The organism is Duganella sp. BJB476, assembly GCF_003416895.1.
Taxonomy (GTDB): Bacteria; Pseudomonadota; Gammaproteobacteria; order Burkholderiales; family Burkholderiaceae_D; genus Rugamonas.
In genome coordinates, this window is record NZ_QVIO01000006.1 from 1 (window position 1) to 19,099 (window position 19,099).

The following is a 19,099-nucleotide window of genomic DNA, read 5'->3' on the forward strand; positions in this document are numbered from 1 at the left end:
GGCGACGAAATGACTGGTTGAATTTTTGTGTCCATGATTGAATTTGTGGGCACAATTCATTTCGCACCCTATTCAATCATGCGGACAGCGGATCAGATCGTACAGACGTGACTGGGAAGACGCTTACCAAAATGATGCAGGACTGGGCTGACTACATAGATTCCGTTGCGTAGATTGCACGTAAGGCACCGGCAACAACCGTTCCGTGAGCCCGCGCCAGGCATTCGTATGCGAGAACGGCACGGGCCTGTATTACCTGCCGTTGGCGCGGGACCGGGTGCGCAGTTGGAAATACGAGAGCCACGTAGAGGCGATTATTTTGGGCTATCGGTAGAAAATGAAAGTGTCCCGCCAGCCGAGCTGAATACGGGCCACAGTTACCGCCCCTCTACATCATTTTAGTTTTGATAACAGTAAAGCTATCAATGCTGTGAGGGTAATGGCAACTACTGGCGGAAAGTTTAGGGCAAGCGCCCCGTACAATCCCGTAAAAGCCACCAACCTCTGATGCAAAGGTGCTGAACCTGTCAAATTTGGTTTGGCCATAGCCTCTCCTCCAAAGACTGCACCCGGTCTCATGAAGAGTCGGAAGGGCGCATTCAGACTTCAGTACTTTGTGGGTTCAGCAATTGCACTGTGGCTTTTGCGCAGTCCCCTTGGAGTACCAATCCGACTGCTCAGTTTGCCTAGCGAGAACGCCGGGCGAGTTCTGTAAATTGAATTGCATTGTATTCTTCGTGTCTTCAGTTGCAATACTGTAATTTTATACAGGTAATGCTTGATATCTGATATGCGCAGTTGCGTCCTAAATTTGCTTAGATTTCCGCCTCTAAATTACATATTCGTGGGGTTTGGAATGACGGAGATACTTTCAGGGATAGTTATCGCCAGAAGTAGTGGACCGCCAATTAGCGGGCCACAGCGCTGGATGACCAATGCCGACTAGCAGGCTTGTGGTCCAGTTAATATGCCATTGATTGAAAAAAAATCTTCTCACGACTTGAAACACATACGCCTAGGATTCCTCAGGGCGCATCAGCGATATCCAATCAACGACATCCTTTTCGCGGGCCTTCAACAACCGGTCACGCACTCTTGCAGCGATGAGTGGACGTATCGAACCCATTGCGAATACTTCTTCCTCGGCCATAGCACATTCCTTAGCGTAACTACGCCAGTTCTGGTGCAAACGGCAGAACGCCTTTTGTTTCCTGGAGTCCTTCGCTATGCTCCGCGCTCGTACCAAGACGCCAGCGAAACGAATACGTGTGGCGCGATACTCATCCCAAGCATCAACGTTTATTTCAAGTTGGGTAGGGGGCGTATCCCTTTTCGAGAACGTAGTTCTCGATTATCCCCGTCACCCCTCGAATACGTCATCACGCCCCGAAATTCGGTGACTTGGTGGGGTGACGAAATGAGATGACTTTGAGGGGTGACGCATCGTCACTACCGTCATCCTTGAAGCTTATAGAGGTCGTCACCCCTCATACCGCATTGTGAGAAGCAATGCGCAAGAAACGCGCAACCATTTCAGCATCAATCCCGTCACCGGCTCCGGGTCTCATGAGCCGATACATTTTGGAGGAACGACTATGCGTAGCATCACCCTTGAACAACTGGCCGATATTTTGGAAGTCATGACCATCACTCGAACCATCGACAGTGGCTTTGCCATCACCCATCACGGGCATATCGGAGGGCAGCCGACGGTTGCGATTTCGACGTGTCGCGGTGACGGCGGCGCTTTTATCGTCCAGTAACGAGTCGCTACGCTAGCTCGCACAACGCCAAGTAGCGTGTGGCTATGCACGATTGCTTTTTAGGCCGAGCATCTTGCAAGCTATTTCGTGCATGTCTCCTTTCCCCGCCTTTGCATTCGAAGCTAATTCAAGTAATTCAGCTCTTGTGACAAGAATATCTTCGGAGTGGGGAATTGCCCCTTTACACCCGGCAGTGAGCTTGCAGCGATAGTCAGAGTCGATGTTAGAGTCGATTCGTAAATGAACAGCCATTACCGTCACGAAGCCGCCGGGAGCAAGCCTGACTTCGCGAGGGGAAATTATGGAGCAATCAACACCTACGACAGATGTGGCGGGCCAGTCTATTTTTCTCTCCATAGCGAGCGTGTCCCCAGTGCCAGGGACACGCGGAAACAGTATAGAAACGAATAGGTCTTCGGCAACGACCTGGCCATTGTTGACGAGCATGATACCGGCGGTAGCTAGCACTTTCCCATCGGCGAGCAATCTGGCCGGAGTTACAATGAAATTAGGGTAGACAACGGGATGAGGCGGATGGCCAAATAGACCGGCTACGACGCCGTGCGGTGCAGGAACGAAGTCAGAGCCAGCGCGGATCATATACTTCCCTTCGCCAGCGACTTGATGCGGTGCGTGCGGACTTTTGGGGATAAGTGTGGCGACAACTCCGGTGCTCGCATCGAGTTCTATTGCAATTGATCTAACGCCAGTCACAGGTGGCACCGAGCAGCCTGAAACTGCGCCTTCGATCCAGCTTACAAACCTGCGCGTATTTGTGATAGGAACCTTTGCTTGGGCGACGTCTCCAATCCTACTGTCCTTCGAGCAGTCGATTCCCCAAACTACTACACCCCCTTCGGAATTTGCGAAGCCGCTAATCGCTTTGCGTAGATTAGCGCGGTCGTGCTCGTGGAGCCGGCTGCCTTGGCCTGAGTCACTTGAACGTTTGAATTCGAGAAACAGTTCTTCTGATGCCCTATCGGCGATTAGCGAGTCAATGAATGCCATTCCCTCCCGTTCGATGCGGGAAAATAAATCTTCAGCTCGACCCATCGTAGTCTCCTTGTTCAATTGTTGTGCTGGCGATTTGCTTGGCCAGATTTTTTGAGGCTAAATGCGAAGTCCTAGAAAAAAAACAGTTCGCGCATGGGGCAGCGTTCATCAACTTCGAGGTTTTCAACGCCAAACCTTATACACCGGGGCTTACTTATCTGGTCAGTAGTCCACCAAATTCGATGATAGGATACTGTAGCAGACTTCATAGGATGGAATTATGCAGCAGGAGACCCAACCACAATTTTCACCTACTGGTCACGAGACCCCACTGACCGAATACGCCATTCTTTTGATAGCTTCGAAGGGTGAAAAATGTTTTGCGTCCGGGACAGCTATTATCGTCGGGTCCAACTTGGCAATCACCGCCACGCATGTCATTTCGGACTTTATGAAGATGTTCGACAATGTGGATTACCCACAAGATGGAGCATTCACAGCTGATTTCTCTATACAAGCAGTTCAAATAATTGGACAGCAGCAGATCGCCGTCTGGAACGTCGTAAAAACCTACAACGCGACAGCATTAGACATCACTTTCTTGGCCTTGTTACCGCACACTGATACGGCAGAAGCGTATCGCTGGCGCATTCCTGTTATCGCGTTAACTCCCCCAGCTACGGGGTCTACTGTGCTGGCCTTTGGCTATCCACGCTCAAGCGCAAAAATTGCTGGGCTTTTTTCGGGCGATGTTGAAATAAGCGTGATATCCGAACCCGCGCAAGCTACTGGCACGGTATTAGAAGTCTATCCTCAGTCACGAGACAGCGTGATGGCCCCGTTTCCCTGCTTCCTTACTAACGCTCGCCTTGATGGCGGAATGAGCGGTGGGCCAGTATTCGACGATCAAGGGCGTCTTTGCGGAATAGTTTGCAGCTCATTGCCACCGTCAGAGGATGACGACAGCCATAGCTCTACCGTTAGTTTACTTTGGCCCGCGCTGGTAACAGAAATGGACCTGCCGGTGACTGGGCTGCCGCCAGGGGGAAAATACGAGGTCTTGGAATTGGCCAAGTTAGGCATTATTGTGGTGGAGGATATTGAGAGGCTGCGCGTTCAGCGACACGCCGATGGATCGAAGACGATCCGTTTTCAATTCCCTTAGCCCCTTGTCCCGATTCTAAGCTCCAATTTTTCCGGGGCTATTTTCATGGTAAGGTCAACTGCATGGGTTGTGGCAAACTATAGCTGATAGTCGCAGTTTGTCCGATGTTCACACCGACCGTGCATAATGACCATACCGACTTTTGAGTTTGATGAAGCAGATCGTCTTGAGTGGCGCGCAATGGCCGCAGATCACCGCGACCATTTGCTATGTAACGTGCTGGCCACTATCATCAGCGAGGGCGACGCCCGGATTCGCATAGTAGGACCGCTTTCGCGTGACATTAAGGATGAAATGATTCATGCCTACCAGACTTGGTTCGGTCGCGGTATGCCGGTCTGGAAGTTCCCCGTTCTGATCCTTGTGAGCATACTGGTGCTCGTGGGTTTCAAGCAGGCAGGTGTGGGCTGGCTACTTAGTTTCGCCGGGGGCGTTGCTCTATTCCTGTTGATTGGCATTCCGTTGTCGCGGCGGGACTCCGAAAACGCTATCGCACGCATAACAGCACGAAACCCGGAGTTCTTTGATGTCGTTTGGAGCGCGGGTATCGTGTCGCTGGTGGTTCCCTCGCGCAGTATGGAGTTTGATGCGCGCGAGGGCGGAGCGTGGCAGGACGCGATTCTGCAATTGGTTGGTGTGCCGGATCTCGCGAGCGGCGTATCCAAGAGCGAACGGCAGCAGGCCGCCCAATGAAGGCAGCTGACAGGAGGGGGGCTGCTTGTTGTGTTGTAACCCGGCGACGTTCGAAGAGAAATTTGAACACCGCAATTGAAGCGATTGGCGGTCCAATACTGGGACAGTGGCGTGAGGCGCGTGGGTGATTTTTTGACGGTATGGTTGACGGTATTAGCCTTTTCGCCACTCATCAAATCCAGCAGTCATGCAGGTTTCAAGGCATGATTCGACTTCCCCTCTCCGGGCCTTGCGCGGGGGATTCGAAGGCATCGCCCCTGCAGGGGCGAGCCGCTCCGAATCGTCCATCTGCCACCGCTTTGCGGTGGCGCGTCGGAGGCGCCGCGCGCAGAGCAAAATTCCTCAGAGAACTATTACCCTGGCTTAGTCACATAGCCAGAACTACCCCTCACGCGCTCACGCGCGCTCCCCAGACGATAAAATCAGGGCCGCTTCAACTGGTCGATAACGCTCGCCACCTTGGTAGTAATCATATCGACCGCCGGGCCATTGGCGCCATGCGGAATAATGATATCGGCGTTGCGCTTGGTCGGCTCGATGAATTGCTTGTGCATTGGACGGACTGTTTCCAGATATTGGCTGACGACGCTTTCTACCGAGCGGCCGCGTTCAGTAATATCCCTTTGCATACGGCGGATGAAGCGGATGTCGGAGGCGGTGTCGACATAGATCTTCAGCGACATCATGTCGCACAAGTCCGAGTCATACAAAGCAAACAGGCCTTCGATCACGATCACCGGGGCTGGCTTAACCGGTATGGTCCGGTTGGAGCGGTTGTGAAGCGTGAAGTCGTACTCTGGCATCTCGATCGCTTCGCCATTGCGCAAGGCTTGGATATGTTGCACGAGTAATGACCATTCGAAAGCCTGCGGATGGTCGTAGTTCTGCTGAGGGCGGACTTCAGGGGGGAGATGGGTCTGGTCGCAGTAGTAATCGTCCTGCATCACGACCGAGACCATATCAGCGCCAAACGCAGCTAGCACTTTCTGGGACACCGTGGACTTGCCACTGCCGCTACCGCCTGCGACGCCAATAATAAACGGTTGGAAAGAAATCGTATTCATGCCGAATGATACCGGAACCGCGACCGAACTGACAGGGACCGGCTGATCCCATATGAAGCATTCCTGTGACACTGCTTGATGATAGCCCGTGCAACGAATGGCAGAACGTGAGGTGTGATCTACCGCAGAGCGTCTAGTGGCCGTTTCTCTAATATTGACAGGGGAGCAAAGAGATTGTTGCGTTTTTGATTCCAATGGTGAGAAAAATGAAACTTCCAATTCTTGTTTAAATGCCATTGCGTGCTAAGCTTGAACGCACAAATTGCAATCAGGCACATATCTCAGTTGAAGCACACTCAGGAGAAGTACGATAGAGTGTGTGGCATTCTGAATAACGCCGCCGTGCATACCACGTCGGTGTTCATCGTCCACCGATATTGAAGCGCTGACCTGGAAATAAAGCATGCACGCCGCCGCCTGGCCTCCATCGATGCATTGAACGTCCCTAGCGGGAGTTGCTGCGCGGCTTAACCGTCGCGGAGCGCTGCTGCCTCTTGCCGTTCCCGCCACGCGCGGGCCGGCTGATTCGCTTCGTCCCTCCTTGTTTCGTCGTATGCCTGCGGCGGGGACGCGGCTGCCCGTTCTTCATCCTGGATACAGACATGCAAATTTTTAATACCCTGCTGGCGCGCGCCATCCCTTGGCTTCCCCGCGCAGCGATCCATCGCATCTCGCGTCGCTACATCGCCGGCGACACGCTGGCCCATGCGCTTGCGCGTGTGCGGCAGCTCAATTCCAAAGGCTTTCTCGTCACGCTAGACGTGCTGGGCGAAACGGTCTCGACCTTGCAGCAGGCCGAGACCATGGCCACGGAATATATCGATGCGCTCGAAGCGATCGCAGCCGATGGTTTGTTGGCCACCGTTTCCATCAAGCCTAGTGCGCTGGGACTCTTGCTCGATGTGGCACATTGCGAAGGCCTGGCCCGGCGCATTCTCGCTTCTGCGCGAGAGAACGAGAATTGCGTGTGCATCGACATGGAGGATGTGCGCTGTACGCAATTGGAAATCGACTTATTCCTGCGCCTGCAACGCGACCATGACAATGTCGCGCTGGCCTTGCAGGCCTATTTGCAGCGCACCTACCAAGACATTGAGATGCTCGCGCGCACGAGCATGACTTTGCGCATTTGCAAAGGTATCTATGTGGAAGAGCGTTCCCATCTGGTCGACCAGGCCTGGCACGACCGGCGCGCCATCAACGCTCATTACCTGAACCATGTTGCGCGTTGTTTCGACGCCGGCACCTTCGTCGCTGTCGCCACACATGACGTCGAGCTAACCCGGCAAGTCATCGTCCTGGCCAGCAGCAAAGGGATCGACCGCACGCGCTTCGAGTTTCAGTTGCTGCTGGGCGTATGCGAACCTTTGCGCGACCAGTTGCGCGATATGGGCTATGGCGTACGCATCTACGTCCCATTTGGTGTGGACTGGTATGGCTATAGCACGCGTAGGCTGAAGGAGAGTCCCGCCATCGCCGGTCATGTGGCGAGGGCGCTGATCGGACTCTGACGCCGGCAGGGATAACGCGTTCCTTTTGCCGGAACCGGTGCGAGCACTTCGTCAATAAAACTGGCGAACCTCGACCGGCGCCCGGCAGGCGATGACGGCCTTTTGGCCCCAGGCCAGCGCCTCTTCCAGGTCCTTGGTTTCCAGCATCCAGAATCCGCCGATATGCTCCTTGGCCTCCAGGTAGGGCCCATCGGTGATGAGCACCTTGCCGTCGGACTGGGCGCGTAGCGATTTCGCGCTGCGCGCCGATTGGAGGCCGCCTGCGAACAGCCTGACACCGGCAGTCTCCATCTCAACATTCAGCGCGTGGATACCGTCCATCAACGCCTGGTTTTCGGCGGTGTCCGGGTCGAAGTCATCGGGGTGGTGTATGGCAACCAGAAATTGCGGCATGATTTTCTCCTTGATCTAGAACGGTCTTCATTCTCACGACGAACGATGGGGCAGGGAATCGACAAAACGAACCAAACTATTTTCAAATATTTATATAAGTGCTTATGTAATTGGTGATACTATCGCCACATGAAACAAGGACTCGGAACTCAACTAAGACATCTGATCGAACTGCTCGACGGCGCGGTGCAGCAAGCCTATACCGACGCGGGCCTCGATTACCGGCCGCGCTACACGCCGGTGATGAAGGTACTGGCGCAGCAGCAAAGCGCGACCGTCGGCGAGCTGGCCGAACTGGCCGGCATCACGCAGCCTGCGGCCACGCAAACGGTGGCGCTGATGAAGAAGGAAGGCCTGCTGCTGGTGGCTGCCAGCGGCGAGGATGGCCGGCAGCGCGTGGTGCGTCTCAGCAAGCAGGGGGAGGATTTGTTGCCCCATCTGCAGGCGTGCTGGCAGGCCACCAAGCGCGCGGCCGACAGCCTGGATGCGGAGCTGGAGTTTCCATTGTCCGAGTGTCTGGCACAAGCCATCGCCGTGCTGGAACAACGCTCGTTCGGCGAGCGCATTGGCGCAGCAAGCAAGAAAGTACGTTCAACTCCCTGAAGAAAGCGATTATGGAAACTACTCTGAACATGGCATCGAATAAACCGACCGTGGCATCGCGGCTGATGGCAAATCCCGTGGTCCGCATCGTGCTCGGCCTGGTGCTGACCTTTGCCGCAGTGCCGCTGACGATGATCGTCGCCTCGCAGCTGGTCGCCAAGCCGTACCGCGTCGCGTGGCCGCAACTGCTGGCTGCCGTGTTCGTGTGGTTCGGCTATCGCTTTTATGTCCGCCGTATTGAAAAGCGCCAGCCGACTGAGCTGGCGACGCAGGGCATGGCGCGTGAAGTGGGCGTTGGCTTGTTGATCGGCGCCGGGCTGGTGATGTCCAGCTTTGCCGTGCTGGGAGCACTCGGTGCCTATCGGTTCGAGGGCGTCAACGCGCTGAGTTTCGCGATGCTGTTGCCGCTGGCTGAACTGGTGCTGGTTGGCATGGCTGAGGAGATGATGTTCCGCGGCGTGATCTTCGGTGTGATCGAGCGCTCGCTGGGCAGCAAGCCTGCCATCGTGATTTCCGCGCTGCTGTTCAGCCTGGGCCATCTGCCGAATGAGGGCATCTCGGTATTGGCGATCGCTTCGCTGGCCGCGTATGGCGTGTTGCAGGCCGCGCTCTACATGAAGACGCGCCGGCTCTGGATCTGCATCGGTACCCACATCGCTTGGAACTATTGCGTCAGTACCGTGTTCTCGTCGACCGTATCGGGCCACGCGGCCACGGATGGCTTGCTGCGCGGCGAGCTGGCGGGCGATGCCTTGTTGACCGGCGGTGTATTCGGCGTGGAGGCTTCGCTGATTGTCGTATTGTTGATTGGCGCCGCCGCCGTGTTCTGCGTGCGCAAGGCCTTTGCCGGCAAGGTGTGATATCGCAAGACCAGCACTTATCGCATGTCTTGAGCAACTCGGGCGCATGCGGTGTTAAGGTCGTCCATGCCAGAAGCAGGCTGACGGCCAACCTCATTGAACCATATCCCACAAGATCTGCATGGAGTCGGGGTTTGCGGCCAGCTTGTTTGCCGCCGTCTGGATCTTGCTGAAGTAAAGTCCGTTCCTGATGCCGCGATAGTCCTTGAAGGCCTCGACGATGGGGAACTTCGCGCCGGCTGCCGTGTTCTTTTTTATCAGCGCTTGCAGATACGCGGTGCCGGTTCGGATGTTGGTGGCCTCGTCGACAAACTGCGGACTGTCGTGGAAAGCATCGGCTTCGCGGTAGAGTTCCGTCTCCGGCCTGCGGTCCTTGGGGGCTTTGGCGAGGTTGGCCAGGCGCGCCAGTTCTCGCACGGGGGCTTTCAGCAATTGCATGAGTCCCCGGGCCGAGCTGCCTTGGGCGTGGGCGTTTTTATCAAATCGTGATTCCATGTAGATCTGGCAGATGATGATGTCGCTGCTGAGCGAGGATTGATTGTTGGCCTCAACGAGCTTGCGGATTTCACGCAGCCTGGTCGCGTCGACGATTTCTTCAGTGGGATGTTCCATAATAAATTCTCCCGTAGCAGGCGCTAGTGATTCATTATTGTTTGGATGTGTGGCCGCGATTTGAGGCAACGCAGGAGTCGATGGCGCGCTAGAATTGGATGTCGCCGACCGGGAGCTGAACATGGTTGCATCGCCGCTGGAAGTACGTCAGATGAATGAGGCCGAGCTTGAAGTCGTGCTGGGTTGGGCGGAGGCCGAGGGCTGGAATCCCGGCCTGCACGACGCGGCATGTTTTTATGCCACCGACCCTGGTGGATTTCTGGCCGGGGTGGTGGATGGCGAGCTGGTCGCCAGTATTTTTGCGGTGAAGTATGGCGCCGGTTTCGGCTTCATCGGCGGCTACATCGTCAAGCCTGCCTGGCGTGGCCGTGGCCATGGTTGGGCGCTGTGGCAGGCTGCGATGGCGCGACTGGCCGGACGCAACGTCGGGCTCGATGGTGTGCTGGCGCAGCAGGCCAACTATGCCAGGTCAGGCTTCCGTCTCGCGCATCGCAATTTCCGGTATGAAGGGCGGGGGACTGGCCGGCCGATGGATGCGTGCCTGGCGATACCGCTGTCCGCGCTGGGCGATGAGGAAATCCGCCGCTATGATCGCAGCTTCTTTCCGGAGGAGCGTGACCGCTTCCTGCACGAATGGGTAGGGCAGCGGCAGCATATTGCGCTTGGCATCGTGGGTGCGCGGGGATTGGCCGGCTACGCGGTGGCACGGCCGTGTCGCACGGGGTACAAGGTTGGCCCGCTGTTTGCCGATACGCCCGCCGTGGCGGAGCAATTATTTGCCAGCGTGCTGGGCAAGTTGGCGCCGGATGTGCCGGTGTTTCTTGATGTGCCGGAACTGAACCCGGCTGCCGTAGCGCTGGCCGAGCGTCATCAGATGCAACGCTGTTTCGAGACGGCGCGCATGTACACGCGGGAGCAGCCCGAAATCAGCATGGACAGGCAGTACGGCATCACCAGTTTCGAATTGGGCTGACGTTGTCCTCTCGCAGCGGCGATGGCACGATGCCGGAACTGACCCCGTTCTCGCAAGCCAAGACCTGCCTGAGGTTTCACCAATAAGAAAAGCTCGCCGAAGCGAGCTTTCTTGTGAGGCTGGAACCGTGATTAGAACTGGTTCATGGTGTTGTCTTTACCAGCGGCCTTCAGGGCTGCTTCGCCGCTGAAGTAATCCTTGTGGTCGTCGCCGATGTCCGAGCCGGACATGTTCTGGTGCTTGACGCAGGCGATGCCCTGGCGGATCTCTTTGCGCTGTACGCCAGCCACGTAGCCCAGCATGCCCTGGTCGCCGAAGTATTCCTTGGCCAGGTTGTCGGTCGACAGCGCGGCGGTGTGGTAGGTCGGCAGCGTGATCAGGTGATGGAAGATGCCGGCTTCGCGGGCTGCATCAGCCTGGAAGGTGCGGATCTTTTCATCGGCGGTGATCGCCAGTTCGGTGGTGTCGTATTCCACGCTCATCAGCTGGGCGCGCTCGTATGCCGACACATCCTTGCCTGCGGCCTTCATCGCGTCGTACACCTGCTGGCGGAAGTTCAGCGTCCAGTTGAACGACGGGCTGTTGTTGTACACCAGCTTGGCGTTAGGGATGACCTTGCGGATTTCGCTGACCATGCCGCCGATCTGGGCGATATGCGGTTTTTCGGTTTCGATCCACAGCAGGTCGGCGCCGTTTTGCAGTGAGGTGATGCTGTCGAGTACGCAACGCGCTTCGCCAGTGTCGGCGCGGAACTGGAACAGGTTGCTCGGCAGGCGCTTAGGACGCAGCAGCTTGCCTTCGCGCTTGATGATGACGTCGCCGTTGCCCAGCGCGTCGGCCGACACTTCTTCGCAATCGAGGAAGGAATTGTATTGGTCGCCCAGGTCGCCTGGTTCGTTGGTCACGGCGATCTGCTTGGTCAGGCCTGCGCCCAGCGAGTCGGTACGGGCGACGATGATGCCGTCGTCCACGCCCAGTTCCAGGAAGGCGTAGCGGATCGCGCGGATCTTGGCCAGGAAGTCTTCGTGCGGCACGGTGACCTTGCCGTCCTGGTGACCGCATTGCTTCTCGTCCGACACCTGGTTCTCAACCTGGATGCAGCAGGCGCCAGCTTCGATGAATTGCTTGGCCAGCAGGTAGGTCGCTTCGGCGTTGCCGAAACCAGCGTCGATGTCGGCGATGATAGGCACGACGTGGGTGACGTGGCCGTCGATCTGGGCCTGGATGGCTGCCTTGGCTGGGCCTTCAGCGGCGTCCAGCTGGCGGAACAAGCCGCCCAGTTCGCGGGCATCGGCCTGGCGCAGGAAGGTGTACAGTTCTTTGATCAGCGCCGAGACGGCGGTTTTTTCGTGCATCGACTGGTCCGGCAGCGGGCCGAACTCGGAGCGCAGCGCGGCAACCATCCAGCCCGACAGGTAGAGGTAGCGGCGGTCGGTGCTGTTGAAGTGCTTCTTGATCGAGATCATCTTCTGTTGACCGATGAAACCGTGCCAGCAACCCAGCGACTGGGTGTACTTGGATGGGTCCGCATCGTAGGCGGCCATGTCGGCGCGCATGATCTTGGCGGTGTACTTGGCGATGTCCAGCCCGGTCTTGAATTTGTTCTGCGCGCGCATGCGGGCGGCCGACTCGGGATTGATGGCGTTCCAGGCGCTGCCTTGTTGCTCTTTCAAACCAGCAACTGCCTTGATGTCGTCTTGATATTGGGACATGTGTATCTCCTAAAAATAAAGCAAGTTTGAGAAAATCGTCGAGTGAGCCGCTGCGTCTTTGTTGAAGCAAACTGCATGACTAAATAGTAGGCCATTCTGGTGCACTGCATCAAGGTCTTATATAAGACATATAACTAAATTTAATTCCTTGTTTTTCAATGACTTGAGTATTAATTTTCGGGATGTGAAACGAATTTTCAAAAGGTGAGCTAAAAGCCTCGTCAGGTTTTCGACGGCGATTTCGCGATGTGAAACGATTTTTCAGCTTTTGAGCTGGCTGGCGTATCGGCGATCTGAGCAACATTGCGCGCCGGTTAATGAATCTTTATCAGCTATGTGCAACCGTGTTGTCATATTTGCTCGTTATCATCGCTGCTTCCCTGCCTACGAGAGCCCAGCCGATGTCCATCAGCCGCCGCAAATTCCTCCGCTACGCCGCCGGCGCGGGGGCGACCGCCACTTCCATGTTCCCCGACCTGATACGTCAGGCGCTGGCGGTGCCCGCCAATAACGTCACCGGCACCCTGGCCGACGTCGAACACGTGGTCATCTTCATGCAGGAGAACCGTTCCTTCGACCATTACTTCGGCACCTTGCCCGGCGTGCGCGGCTTCGACGATCCACGCGCCATCGACTTGCCGGACGGCCGCCCGGTCTGGTACCAGCCGGACGGCACCGGCGGCTACGTGCTGCCTTTCCATTTCGACGCCAAGAACACCAGCGCGCTGTCGGTCGGCACCAACCACACCTGGAAGGGATCGCAAGCCACCTGGCAGGGCTGGGATGCCTGGGTCAAGCAGAAGACTCCGCAGTCCATGGGTTACTTCGATCGCGGCGACCTGCCGTTCTATTACGCGCTGGCCGACGCCTTCACCATCTGCGACGCCTATCACTGCTCGATATTCGGCGCCACCGATCCGAACCGCCTGTACTCGCTCACCGGCAGCAACCAGGGCTGGATGGGCGCGATGGGCAGCCTGTACAACATCAGCGCGGCCGGCTACTACAACGCCGACCCGGCCGGGGACAACGTCACGGCCAGCGTCACCGCCGGCGCGCCCAACTGGCGCACCTACGCCGAAGTGCTGGAGGCGAACCAGGTCAGCTGGAAGGTGTATCAGGAGTGGGACAACTACGGCGACAACTACCTGGCCTACTTCAAGAACTTCCGGGTCAACCCCGACGGCAGCCATCTCAGTTCCAACGCGCCCTTGTACCAGAAGGCGCGCACGCTGGCGCCGGGTTCCACCGCCGCCAACTCCACCGGCACCACCGGCGACTGGCTGGTCAACGCCTTTGCCGACGACGTGCGCAATAACCGCCTGCCGCAGGTGTCGTGGATCTGCTCGCCGAACGATTACACCGAACACGCGCCCAACTCGCCCAACGCCGGCGAGAACATCACGGCGCGCCTGCTGGCCGCGCTGGTGGCCAATCCGGACGTCTGGTCCAAGACCGTGTTCCTGTTGATGTACGATGAAAACGACGGCTTCTTCGACCACGTGCCGCCCGATATCGCGCCGCTCAACGACGGCATGGGCAAGACCACGCTGGCCGACATCGGCGCGCATGAAAACTACCAGGGCGTGCCGGTGGGCCTGGGGCCGCGCGTGCCGATGCTGGTGATTTCGCCGTGGAGCAAAGGCGGCCGCGTGTGCTCGCAGCTGTTCGACCACACCTCCAAGATCCGCTTCCTGGAAGAGTGGCTGGTGGCGGGACACGGCAAGGCGCGCGCGAATGTCCAGTGCGACTTGATCTCGCCGTGGCGCCGCGCCGTCTGCGGCGATCTCACCTCGGCCTTCGATTTCAGCGCGCCCAACAGCGCCTGGCCCGCCAGCGTGCCGAAGACTGCGGCTTACCAGCGCGTTTCCGGCAAGCCGTATCCGACGCCGCCGGTGGTGCAGTCGCTGCCGAGGCAGGAGCCCAGCACCAGCGCGCCCGGTCCGCGCATCGCCTGCGCGTTGCCGTACGAATTGTCGGTGCAGGGCCGGCTGGCCGGCGCCAAGCAGTTCGAGCTGAGCTTCGCCAACAGCGGCCAGGCCGGCGCGGCGTTCATCGTGTATTCCAGCCTGCGCAGCGACGGCCCGTGGTATTACACGGTCGAAGCGGACAAGGAAATCGCCCACGAAATGTGGAACTGGACCGGCACCGCCTACGACCTCAGCGCACACGGCGCCAATGGCTACCTGCGCCAGTTCAAGGGCGCGCTGGCCATCGCCGGCGGCGCGCGGCCGGAACTGCAGACCCGCTACGACCGCAGCAACGGCGACATCAGCCTGATGCTGTCCAACCTGGAAGGCACGCAGGCGTGCAGCTTCACCGTCACCGACAATGCCTACGGCGCGGCGGTGGCGAGCTACAGCGTGGCCGCGGGCCAGACCTTGTCGGTGCCTTGCAATCTGTCGGGCAGTTTCGGCTGGTACGATTTCAGCGTCACCAGCGACGCCGATCCGCAATGGCTGCGCCGCGCCGCCGGCCACGTGGAAACCGGACAGGCCAGCCACACCGATCCGATGATAGGCACCAATCGCGTCAAGATCTTTCTCAGCACCGGCACGCCCAACGTGACGCGCGGTGGAGCCGCCGTGTTCGGCTACACGGCGCCTCCGGGCAAGATCGACGCGAAGAACTGGATAGGCCTGTACGCGGCCGGCACCTCGCCCGGCAAAGGCAATGCGGTGGTGTGGGCGTATGCGCCCAACTTCAGCGGCAGCGTGTCGTTCAACACCAGCGCGCTGGCGGTGGGCGAGTACAACGCCTGGTATCTGTACCAGAATGCGTTTGTGGCGCTGGGCGGCCCGGTCGCGGTCAGCGTCAATCAGCTGACCGCCTCGGCCGCCAGCGTCAAGCCGGGCGTGGCGATCGTCTTCAACTATGCGCTGCCGGCAGCCAAGGTCAACAGCACCAACTGGATCGGCATCTGGAAGGCCGGCGTGGCGCCCGCCGGCGGCGGCTACATCGCCTGGCAGTACGTGACAGCGGCCAGCGGCAGCGCCAGTTTCGATACCAGCAAACTTGCATCCGGCAACTATAGCGCGTGGTGTCTCTACAACGACGGCTACGCCATCCTGGCTGGTCCCGCCAACTTCAGCGTCGCCTGACCTGCGCCGACGCACATTGCGAGGTGTGGTGAAATCACACCACACCTCCTGCATCTAATTGATTGACCCAGCCTATTTGCAAGCGGAGAATGTGTCCCGGTGGCATGCTCTTCACGTTAAGTTTGCCCTGATGCCAGCTTTAGCAACACATAACGTTCCTTCTAGGGAGACATGATGTTTGCAAACATGAAAGTGGCGACCCGCCTGGGTCTGGGTTTTGGCGCTGTCGTAATCCTGCTGTTGGTGTTGTCGGTGGTCAGTACCATGCGCCTTGCGGCGCTCAATGACGGCGTTAAACGGATTACCGAAGACCGCTATCCCAAGGTGGTGTTCTCGAAAGACGTCATCCGGTACACGATAGACAATGGCCGCCAACTGCGCAGCATGATGCTCAGTAACACCGACGAAGAGCGCGACAAGTTTCGCCGCCTGGTCGAAGCCAACCGGACCAAGGTCGCCGATGCCCTGGACAAAATGGACAAGCTGATCAGCACCGAGAAAGGGCGCGCGCTGTTCAAGGATATCGCCGGCAAAGGCGAGGCGCTGACTACCAAGTACGACACGCTCTACTCGCTGGCCAAGAGCGACCAGAAAAAAGCCATCGAATTCCTCAAGAACGATTTTGCCGAAGGTAACAACGCCTACGCCGCGTCGCTGGAGGCGATGGCCAAGTTCCAGGGCGACCTGATGGACCAGGAAGCCGCCTCGTCCGAGGAGACCTATCTGGCGACGCGCAAGGTCGTCGTCTCGCTCTCCATCGCGGCGGTGCTGGCGGCGGTGCTGATCGCGTGGCTGATCACGCGCGACCTGGTCAAGCGCCTGGGCGGCGAGCCCTACTATGCGGCCGAGTTGATGGACCGCGTCGTCAAAGGTGATTTGAGCGGCGAAGTGCGCCTCAAGTCCGACGACCGCAGCAGCATGTTGTACGCCATCAGCGAAATGATGGTGAAGATGCGCAAGGTGGTCGACGGCCAGCGCACCCTGGTGGCGGCCGCCAATCGCGGCAACTTCGACGCCCGCGTGGACCTGGCCGGCATGTCGGGCTTCCAGCAGGAGATGGGCGAGAGCCTGAACCAGCTGGCCATCACCACCGGCGCCAGCATCGCCGACGTGGTGCGGGTGATGGGCGCGATGTCCGAAGGCGACCTGACCAAGACCATCGACAAACCCTACGAGGGCGCGTTCGGCGAGCTGAAGGAATTCACCAACAACACGGTGAGCAAGCTGGCCCAGGTGGTCAGCGAAGTGAACAACAGCGCCGAGGCGCTGGCCGCCGCTTCCGAGGAAGTGAGCGCCACCTCGCAGTCGCTGGCGCAGGCCGCCAGCGAGCAAGCCTCCAGCGTCGAGGAAACCTCGGCCTCGGTCGAGCAGATGACCGCCTCGGTGGCGCAGAACACCGACAACGCCAAGGTCACCGACGCCATGGCCAGCCGCGCCGCAGTCGAGGCGAGCGAAGGCGGCGACGCGGTGCGGTCGACGGTGGCGGCCATGAAGCAGATCGCCGCCAAGGTACTGATCATCGACGATATCGCTTACCAGACCAATCTGCTGGCGCTGAACGCGGCCATCGAGGCCGCGCGCGCGGGCGAGCACGGCAAGGGCTTTGCGGTGGTGGCGGCGGAGGTGCGCAAGCTGGCCGAACGCAGCCAGGTGGCGGCCCAGGAAATCGGCCAGGTGGCCAGCGGCAGCGTGGACCTGGCCGAACGGGCCGGACAGATGCTGGGCGCGATGGTGCCCAACATTAAAAAGACTTCCGACCTGGTGCAGGAAATCACGGCCGCCTCGGAGGAGCAATCGTCCGGCCTGGCGCAGATCAATTCCGCCATCAGCCAGCTGAGCCAGACCACTCAGCAGAACGCTTCCGGTTCCGAGGAGCTGGCGGCCACCGCCGAGCAGATGAGCAGCCAGGCGGAAGAACTGCAGCAGACCATGGGCTTCTTTGTCGTGAACGGTTCCGGCGGGAGGCCTGGCCGGCAGCGGGATGGCGGCAGCCCGATCCGCATGCGTCCGGCCGCCTTGCGCGCCATCGCCGTGGAAGCGCCCGACGAATCGCAGTTTGTCCGCTACTGAACCGGCAAGTAAGGACGGGGCCGCCGCTAGGCGCGTCCCGTCGGGCCGGCCTTGATCGAGGCCACGATATCCTGCGCCGCCACTTCCGCGGCGGCGCAGGCCGACGCCGCGTCCTCAAACCGCTGTATCACCGCCACCCGGTGTTTGCGCTTGACGTTCAGGCGATGCATGGGCGTGCCGGACGGCGCGAACACGGCGACGTAGGCGCCCCACAGCTGGCAACCCTCCAGGCGTTCCGCTGAAATCTCCACTTCGTAGTCGTCGATGTACTTGGTCGGCACGGCTATCTCCTTGATGGCTGGCGTCATGCCACCAATGTACGCGCTCCGGACCGGTAATGTCGCGCAGTTTCTGCAATCCTTTACAATCGCGGCACTGCCGACACCAACACCACCATGACCGATACCCAGAATGTCCGCCGGCGCTCGCTGATCGCCGCTTGCAGCGCCCATGCCATCCATGATGGCCTGACCGACGTGATCTACGTGCTGTTGCCGGTCTGGCAGGCGCAATTTGCCATCAGCCTGGCGATGGTGGGCCTGTTGCGCGGCGCCTACTCGGGCATGATGGCCGGCTTCCAGCTGCTGGCCAGCCGCTTGGCCAGGCGCTGGGGTCGCGAGCGCATGCTGATCGGCGGCACCGCGCTGGCCGGCATCGCCTACCTGATCGCCGGCCTGGCCGGCGGCATGACGGTGCTGCTGATCTCCTTGCTGCTGGGCGGCCTGGGCGCCAGCACCCAGCATCCGCTGGCCTCGTCCATCGTCACCGACACGCACGAGGCGGGCGGCGGCGTGAAGGAGGCGCTGGCGCAGTACAACTTTGCCGGCGACATCGGCAAGACGCTGGTGCCGGGCGCCGTCGGCCTGCTGCTGGTGGTGGTGAGCTGGCAGGCCAGCGTGACGCTGATCGGCTGCCTGGGCCTGGCGGCGGCCGCGCTGCTGTGGTGGCTGTTGCCGACGGCGGCCGAATCGGCGCGCCACCAGGCGGCGTTGGCCAAGGTCGCGACCGGCAAAGGCTCGGCCAGCGGGCTGCGCGCGCTGATCGCGACCGGTGTGCTCGATAGCGCGGTGCGCATGGGCTTCCTGACCTTTTTGCCGTTCCTGTTGCAGAGCAAGGGCGCCGGCACCGCCGGCATCGGCCTGGCCCTGTCGCTGCTGTTTGTCGGCGGCGCTTTTGGCAAGCTGCTGTGCGGCTACCTGGGCGCGCGCATCGGCATGATGAAGACGGTGTGGATCACCGAGTCCGCCACGGCGTTGCTGATCCTGCTGTCGGTATGGTTGCCGCTGGTGGCGATGATGGCCATGCTGCCCTTGCTGGGGCTGGCGTTGAACGGCACCTCGTCGGTGTTGTACGGCACCGTGCCCGAGCTGGCCGGCGCGGGCAAGCGCGAGCAGGCTTTCGCCCGCTTCTACACCGGCACCATCGGCGGCGGCGCGCTGGCGCCGGTGTTGTTCGGCCGGCTGGGCGATGTGGCCGGCGTGCCGGTGGCGGTGATGGCGCTGGCGGCGCTGCTGCTGTTGACGCTGCCCTTGTCCTACCGCGTGCAAACCGCGCTGGACCGCTGAAGCCCCCCCCCAATATCATTG

Annotated in this window: 16 protein-coding genes; 10 read left to right on the forward strand and 6 right to left on the reverse strand. The window is 59.4% G+C overall.

Going from position 1 to position 19,099, the window contains the following annotated elements:
- Window positions 1-1,595: 1,595 nt before the first annotated feature.
- Window positions 1,596-1,763 (forward strand): hypothetical protein, encoded by a 168-nt coding sequence (locus D0T21_RS32080; RefSeq protein ID WP_158568036.1) that lies wholly within the window; start codon window positions 1,596-1,598, stop codon window positions 1,761-1,763.
- Window positions 1,764-1,805: 42 nt separating this feature from the next.
- Here D0T21_RS32080 and D0T21_RS21985 read toward each other — a convergent pair whose 3' ends face one another.
- Window positions 1,806-2,816 carry a helix-turn-helix domain-containing protein gene (locus tag D0T21_RS21985; protein ID WP_116994519.1) on the reverse strand — a complete coding sequence of 337 codons (1,011 nt, stop codon included), beginning with the start codon at window positions 2,814-2,816 and terminating at the stop codon, window positions 1,806-1,808.
- Window positions 2,817-3,036: 220 nt separating this feature from the next.
- On the opposite strand from D0T21_RS21985, the gene D0T21_RS21990 reads away from it, so the two are divergent.
- Window positions 3,037-3,921, forward strand: a complete 885-nt coding sequence (locus tag D0T21_RS21990) for a serine protease (RefSeq protein ID WP_116994520.1) — start codon at window positions 3,037-3,039, stop codon at window positions 3,919-3,921.
- A gap of 126 nt (window positions 3,922-4,047) precedes the next feature.
- Window positions 4,048-4,614: a hypothetical protein gene (locus D0T21_RS21995; protein WP_147328154.1), complete on the forward strand. Its 567-nt coding sequence runs from the start codon at window positions 4,048-4,050 to the stop codon at window positions 4,612-4,614.
- Window positions 4,615-5,036: 422 nt separating this feature from the next.
- Here the strand turns inward: D0T21_RS21995 and udk are convergent, their stop codons facing one another.
- Window positions 5,037-5,678, reverse strand: coding sequence for a uridine kinase (udk, locus tag D0T21_RS22000; protein WP_116994522.1), 642 nt, complete (start codon window positions 5,676-5,678; stop codon window positions 5,037-5,039).
- Window positions 5,679-6,280: 602 nt separating this feature from the next.
- On the opposite strand from udk, the gene D0T21_RS22005 reads away from it, so the two are divergent.
- Window positions 6,281-7,189, forward strand: coding sequence for a proline dehydrogenase family protein (locus tag D0T21_RS22005; RefSeq protein WP_116994523.1), 909 nt, complete (start codon window positions 6,281-6,283; stop codon window positions 7,187-7,189).
- A 51-nt stretch (window positions 7,190-7,240) separates the two neighbouring features.
- Here the strand turns inward: D0T21_RS22005 and D0T21_RS22010 are convergent, their stop codons facing one another.
- Window positions 7,241-7,582, reverse strand: a complete 342-nt coding sequence (locus D0T21_RS22010; RefSeq protein WP_116994524.1) for a YciI family protein — start codon at window positions 7,580-7,582, stop codon at window positions 7,241-7,243.
- A 129-nt stretch (window positions 7,583-7,711) separates the two neighbouring features.
- Here D0T21_RS22010 and D0T21_RS22015 point away from each other — a divergent pair, with 129 nt between their 5' ends.
- Both D0T21_RS22015 and D0T21_RS22020 read left to right on the forward strand, forming a co-directional pair.
- A complete protein-coding gene (locus D0T21_RS22015) occupies window positions 7,712-8,185 on the forward strand; it encodes a MarR family winged helix-turn-helix transcriptional regulator (protein WP_116994525.1) in 474 nt (157 codons plus the stop codon).
- Between the two features lie 29 nt (window positions 8,186-8,214).
- Window positions 8,215-9,045, forward strand: coding sequence for a CPBP family intramembrane glutamic endopeptidase (locus D0T21_RS22020; protein WP_116994526.1), 831 nt, complete (start codon window positions 8,215-8,217; stop codon window positions 9,043-9,045).
- A 93-nt stretch (window positions 9,046-9,138) separates the two neighbouring features.
- Here the strand turns inward: D0T21_RS22020 and D0T21_RS22025 are convergent, their stop codons facing one another.
- Window positions 9,139-9,657: a transglycosylase SLT domain-containing protein gene (locus D0T21_RS22025; RefSeq protein ID WP_158568037.1), complete on the reverse strand. Its 519-nt coding sequence runs from the start codon at window positions 9,655-9,657 to the stop codon at window positions 9,139-9,141.
- Between the two features lie 94 nt (window positions 9,658-9,751).
- On the opposite strand from D0T21_RS22025, the gene D0T21_RS22030 reads away from it, so the two are divergent.
- Window positions 9,752-10,630, forward strand: a complete 879-nt coding sequence (locus D0T21_RS22030) for a GNAT family N-acetyltransferase (RefSeq protein WP_229211592.1) — start codon at window positions 9,752-9,754, stop codon at window positions 10,628-10,630.
- Between the two features lie 131 nt (window positions 10,631-10,761).
- On the opposite strand, the gene D0T21_RS22035 is transcribed toward D0T21_RS22030, so the two are convergent.
- Window positions 10,762-12,342: an isocitrate lyase gene (locus tag D0T21_RS22035; protein WP_116993595.1), complete on the reverse strand. Its 1,581-nt coding sequence runs from the start codon at window positions 12,340-12,342 to the stop codon at window positions 10,762-10,764.
- A gap of 401 nt (window positions 12,343-12,743) precedes the next feature.
- Here D0T21_RS22035 and D0T21_RS22040 point away from each other — a divergent pair, with 401 nt between their 5' ends.
- Together D0T21_RS22040 and D0T21_RS22045 are read left to right on the forward strand one after the other, a co-directional pair.
- Window positions 12,744-15,443 carry a phosphocholine-specific phospholipase C gene (locus D0T21_RS22040; protein WP_116993594.1) on the forward strand — a complete coding sequence of 900 codons (2,700 nt, stop codon included), beginning with the start codon at window positions 12,744-12,746 and terminating at the stop codon, window positions 15,441-15,443.
- A gap of 174 nt (window positions 15,444-15,617) precedes the next feature.
- Window positions 15,618-17,513: a methyl-accepting chemotaxis protein gene (locus D0T21_RS22045; protein ID WP_229211619.1), complete on the forward strand. Its 1,896-nt coding sequence runs from the start codon at window positions 15,618-15,620 to the stop codon at window positions 17,511-17,513.
- 26 nt (window positions 17,514-17,539) lie between these two features.
- Here D0T21_RS22045 and D0T21_RS22050 read toward each other — a convergent pair whose 3' ends face one another.
- Window positions 17,540-17,821, reverse strand: a complete 282-nt coding sequence (locus D0T21_RS22050) for a hypothetical protein (RefSeq protein ID WP_229211593.1) — start codon at window positions 17,819-17,821, stop codon at window positions 17,540-17,542.
- Window positions 17,822-17,908: 87 nt separating this feature from the next.
- Between D0T21_RS22050 and D0T21_RS22055 the strand changes: the two genes are divergently transcribed.
- Complete coding sequence (locus D0T21_RS22055) at window positions 17,909-19,078, forward strand: MFS transporter (RefSeq protein ID WP_116993593.1); 1,170 nt, start codon at window positions 17,909-17,911, stop codon at window positions 19,076-19,078.
- Window positions 19,079-19,099 lie beyond the last annotated feature (21 nt).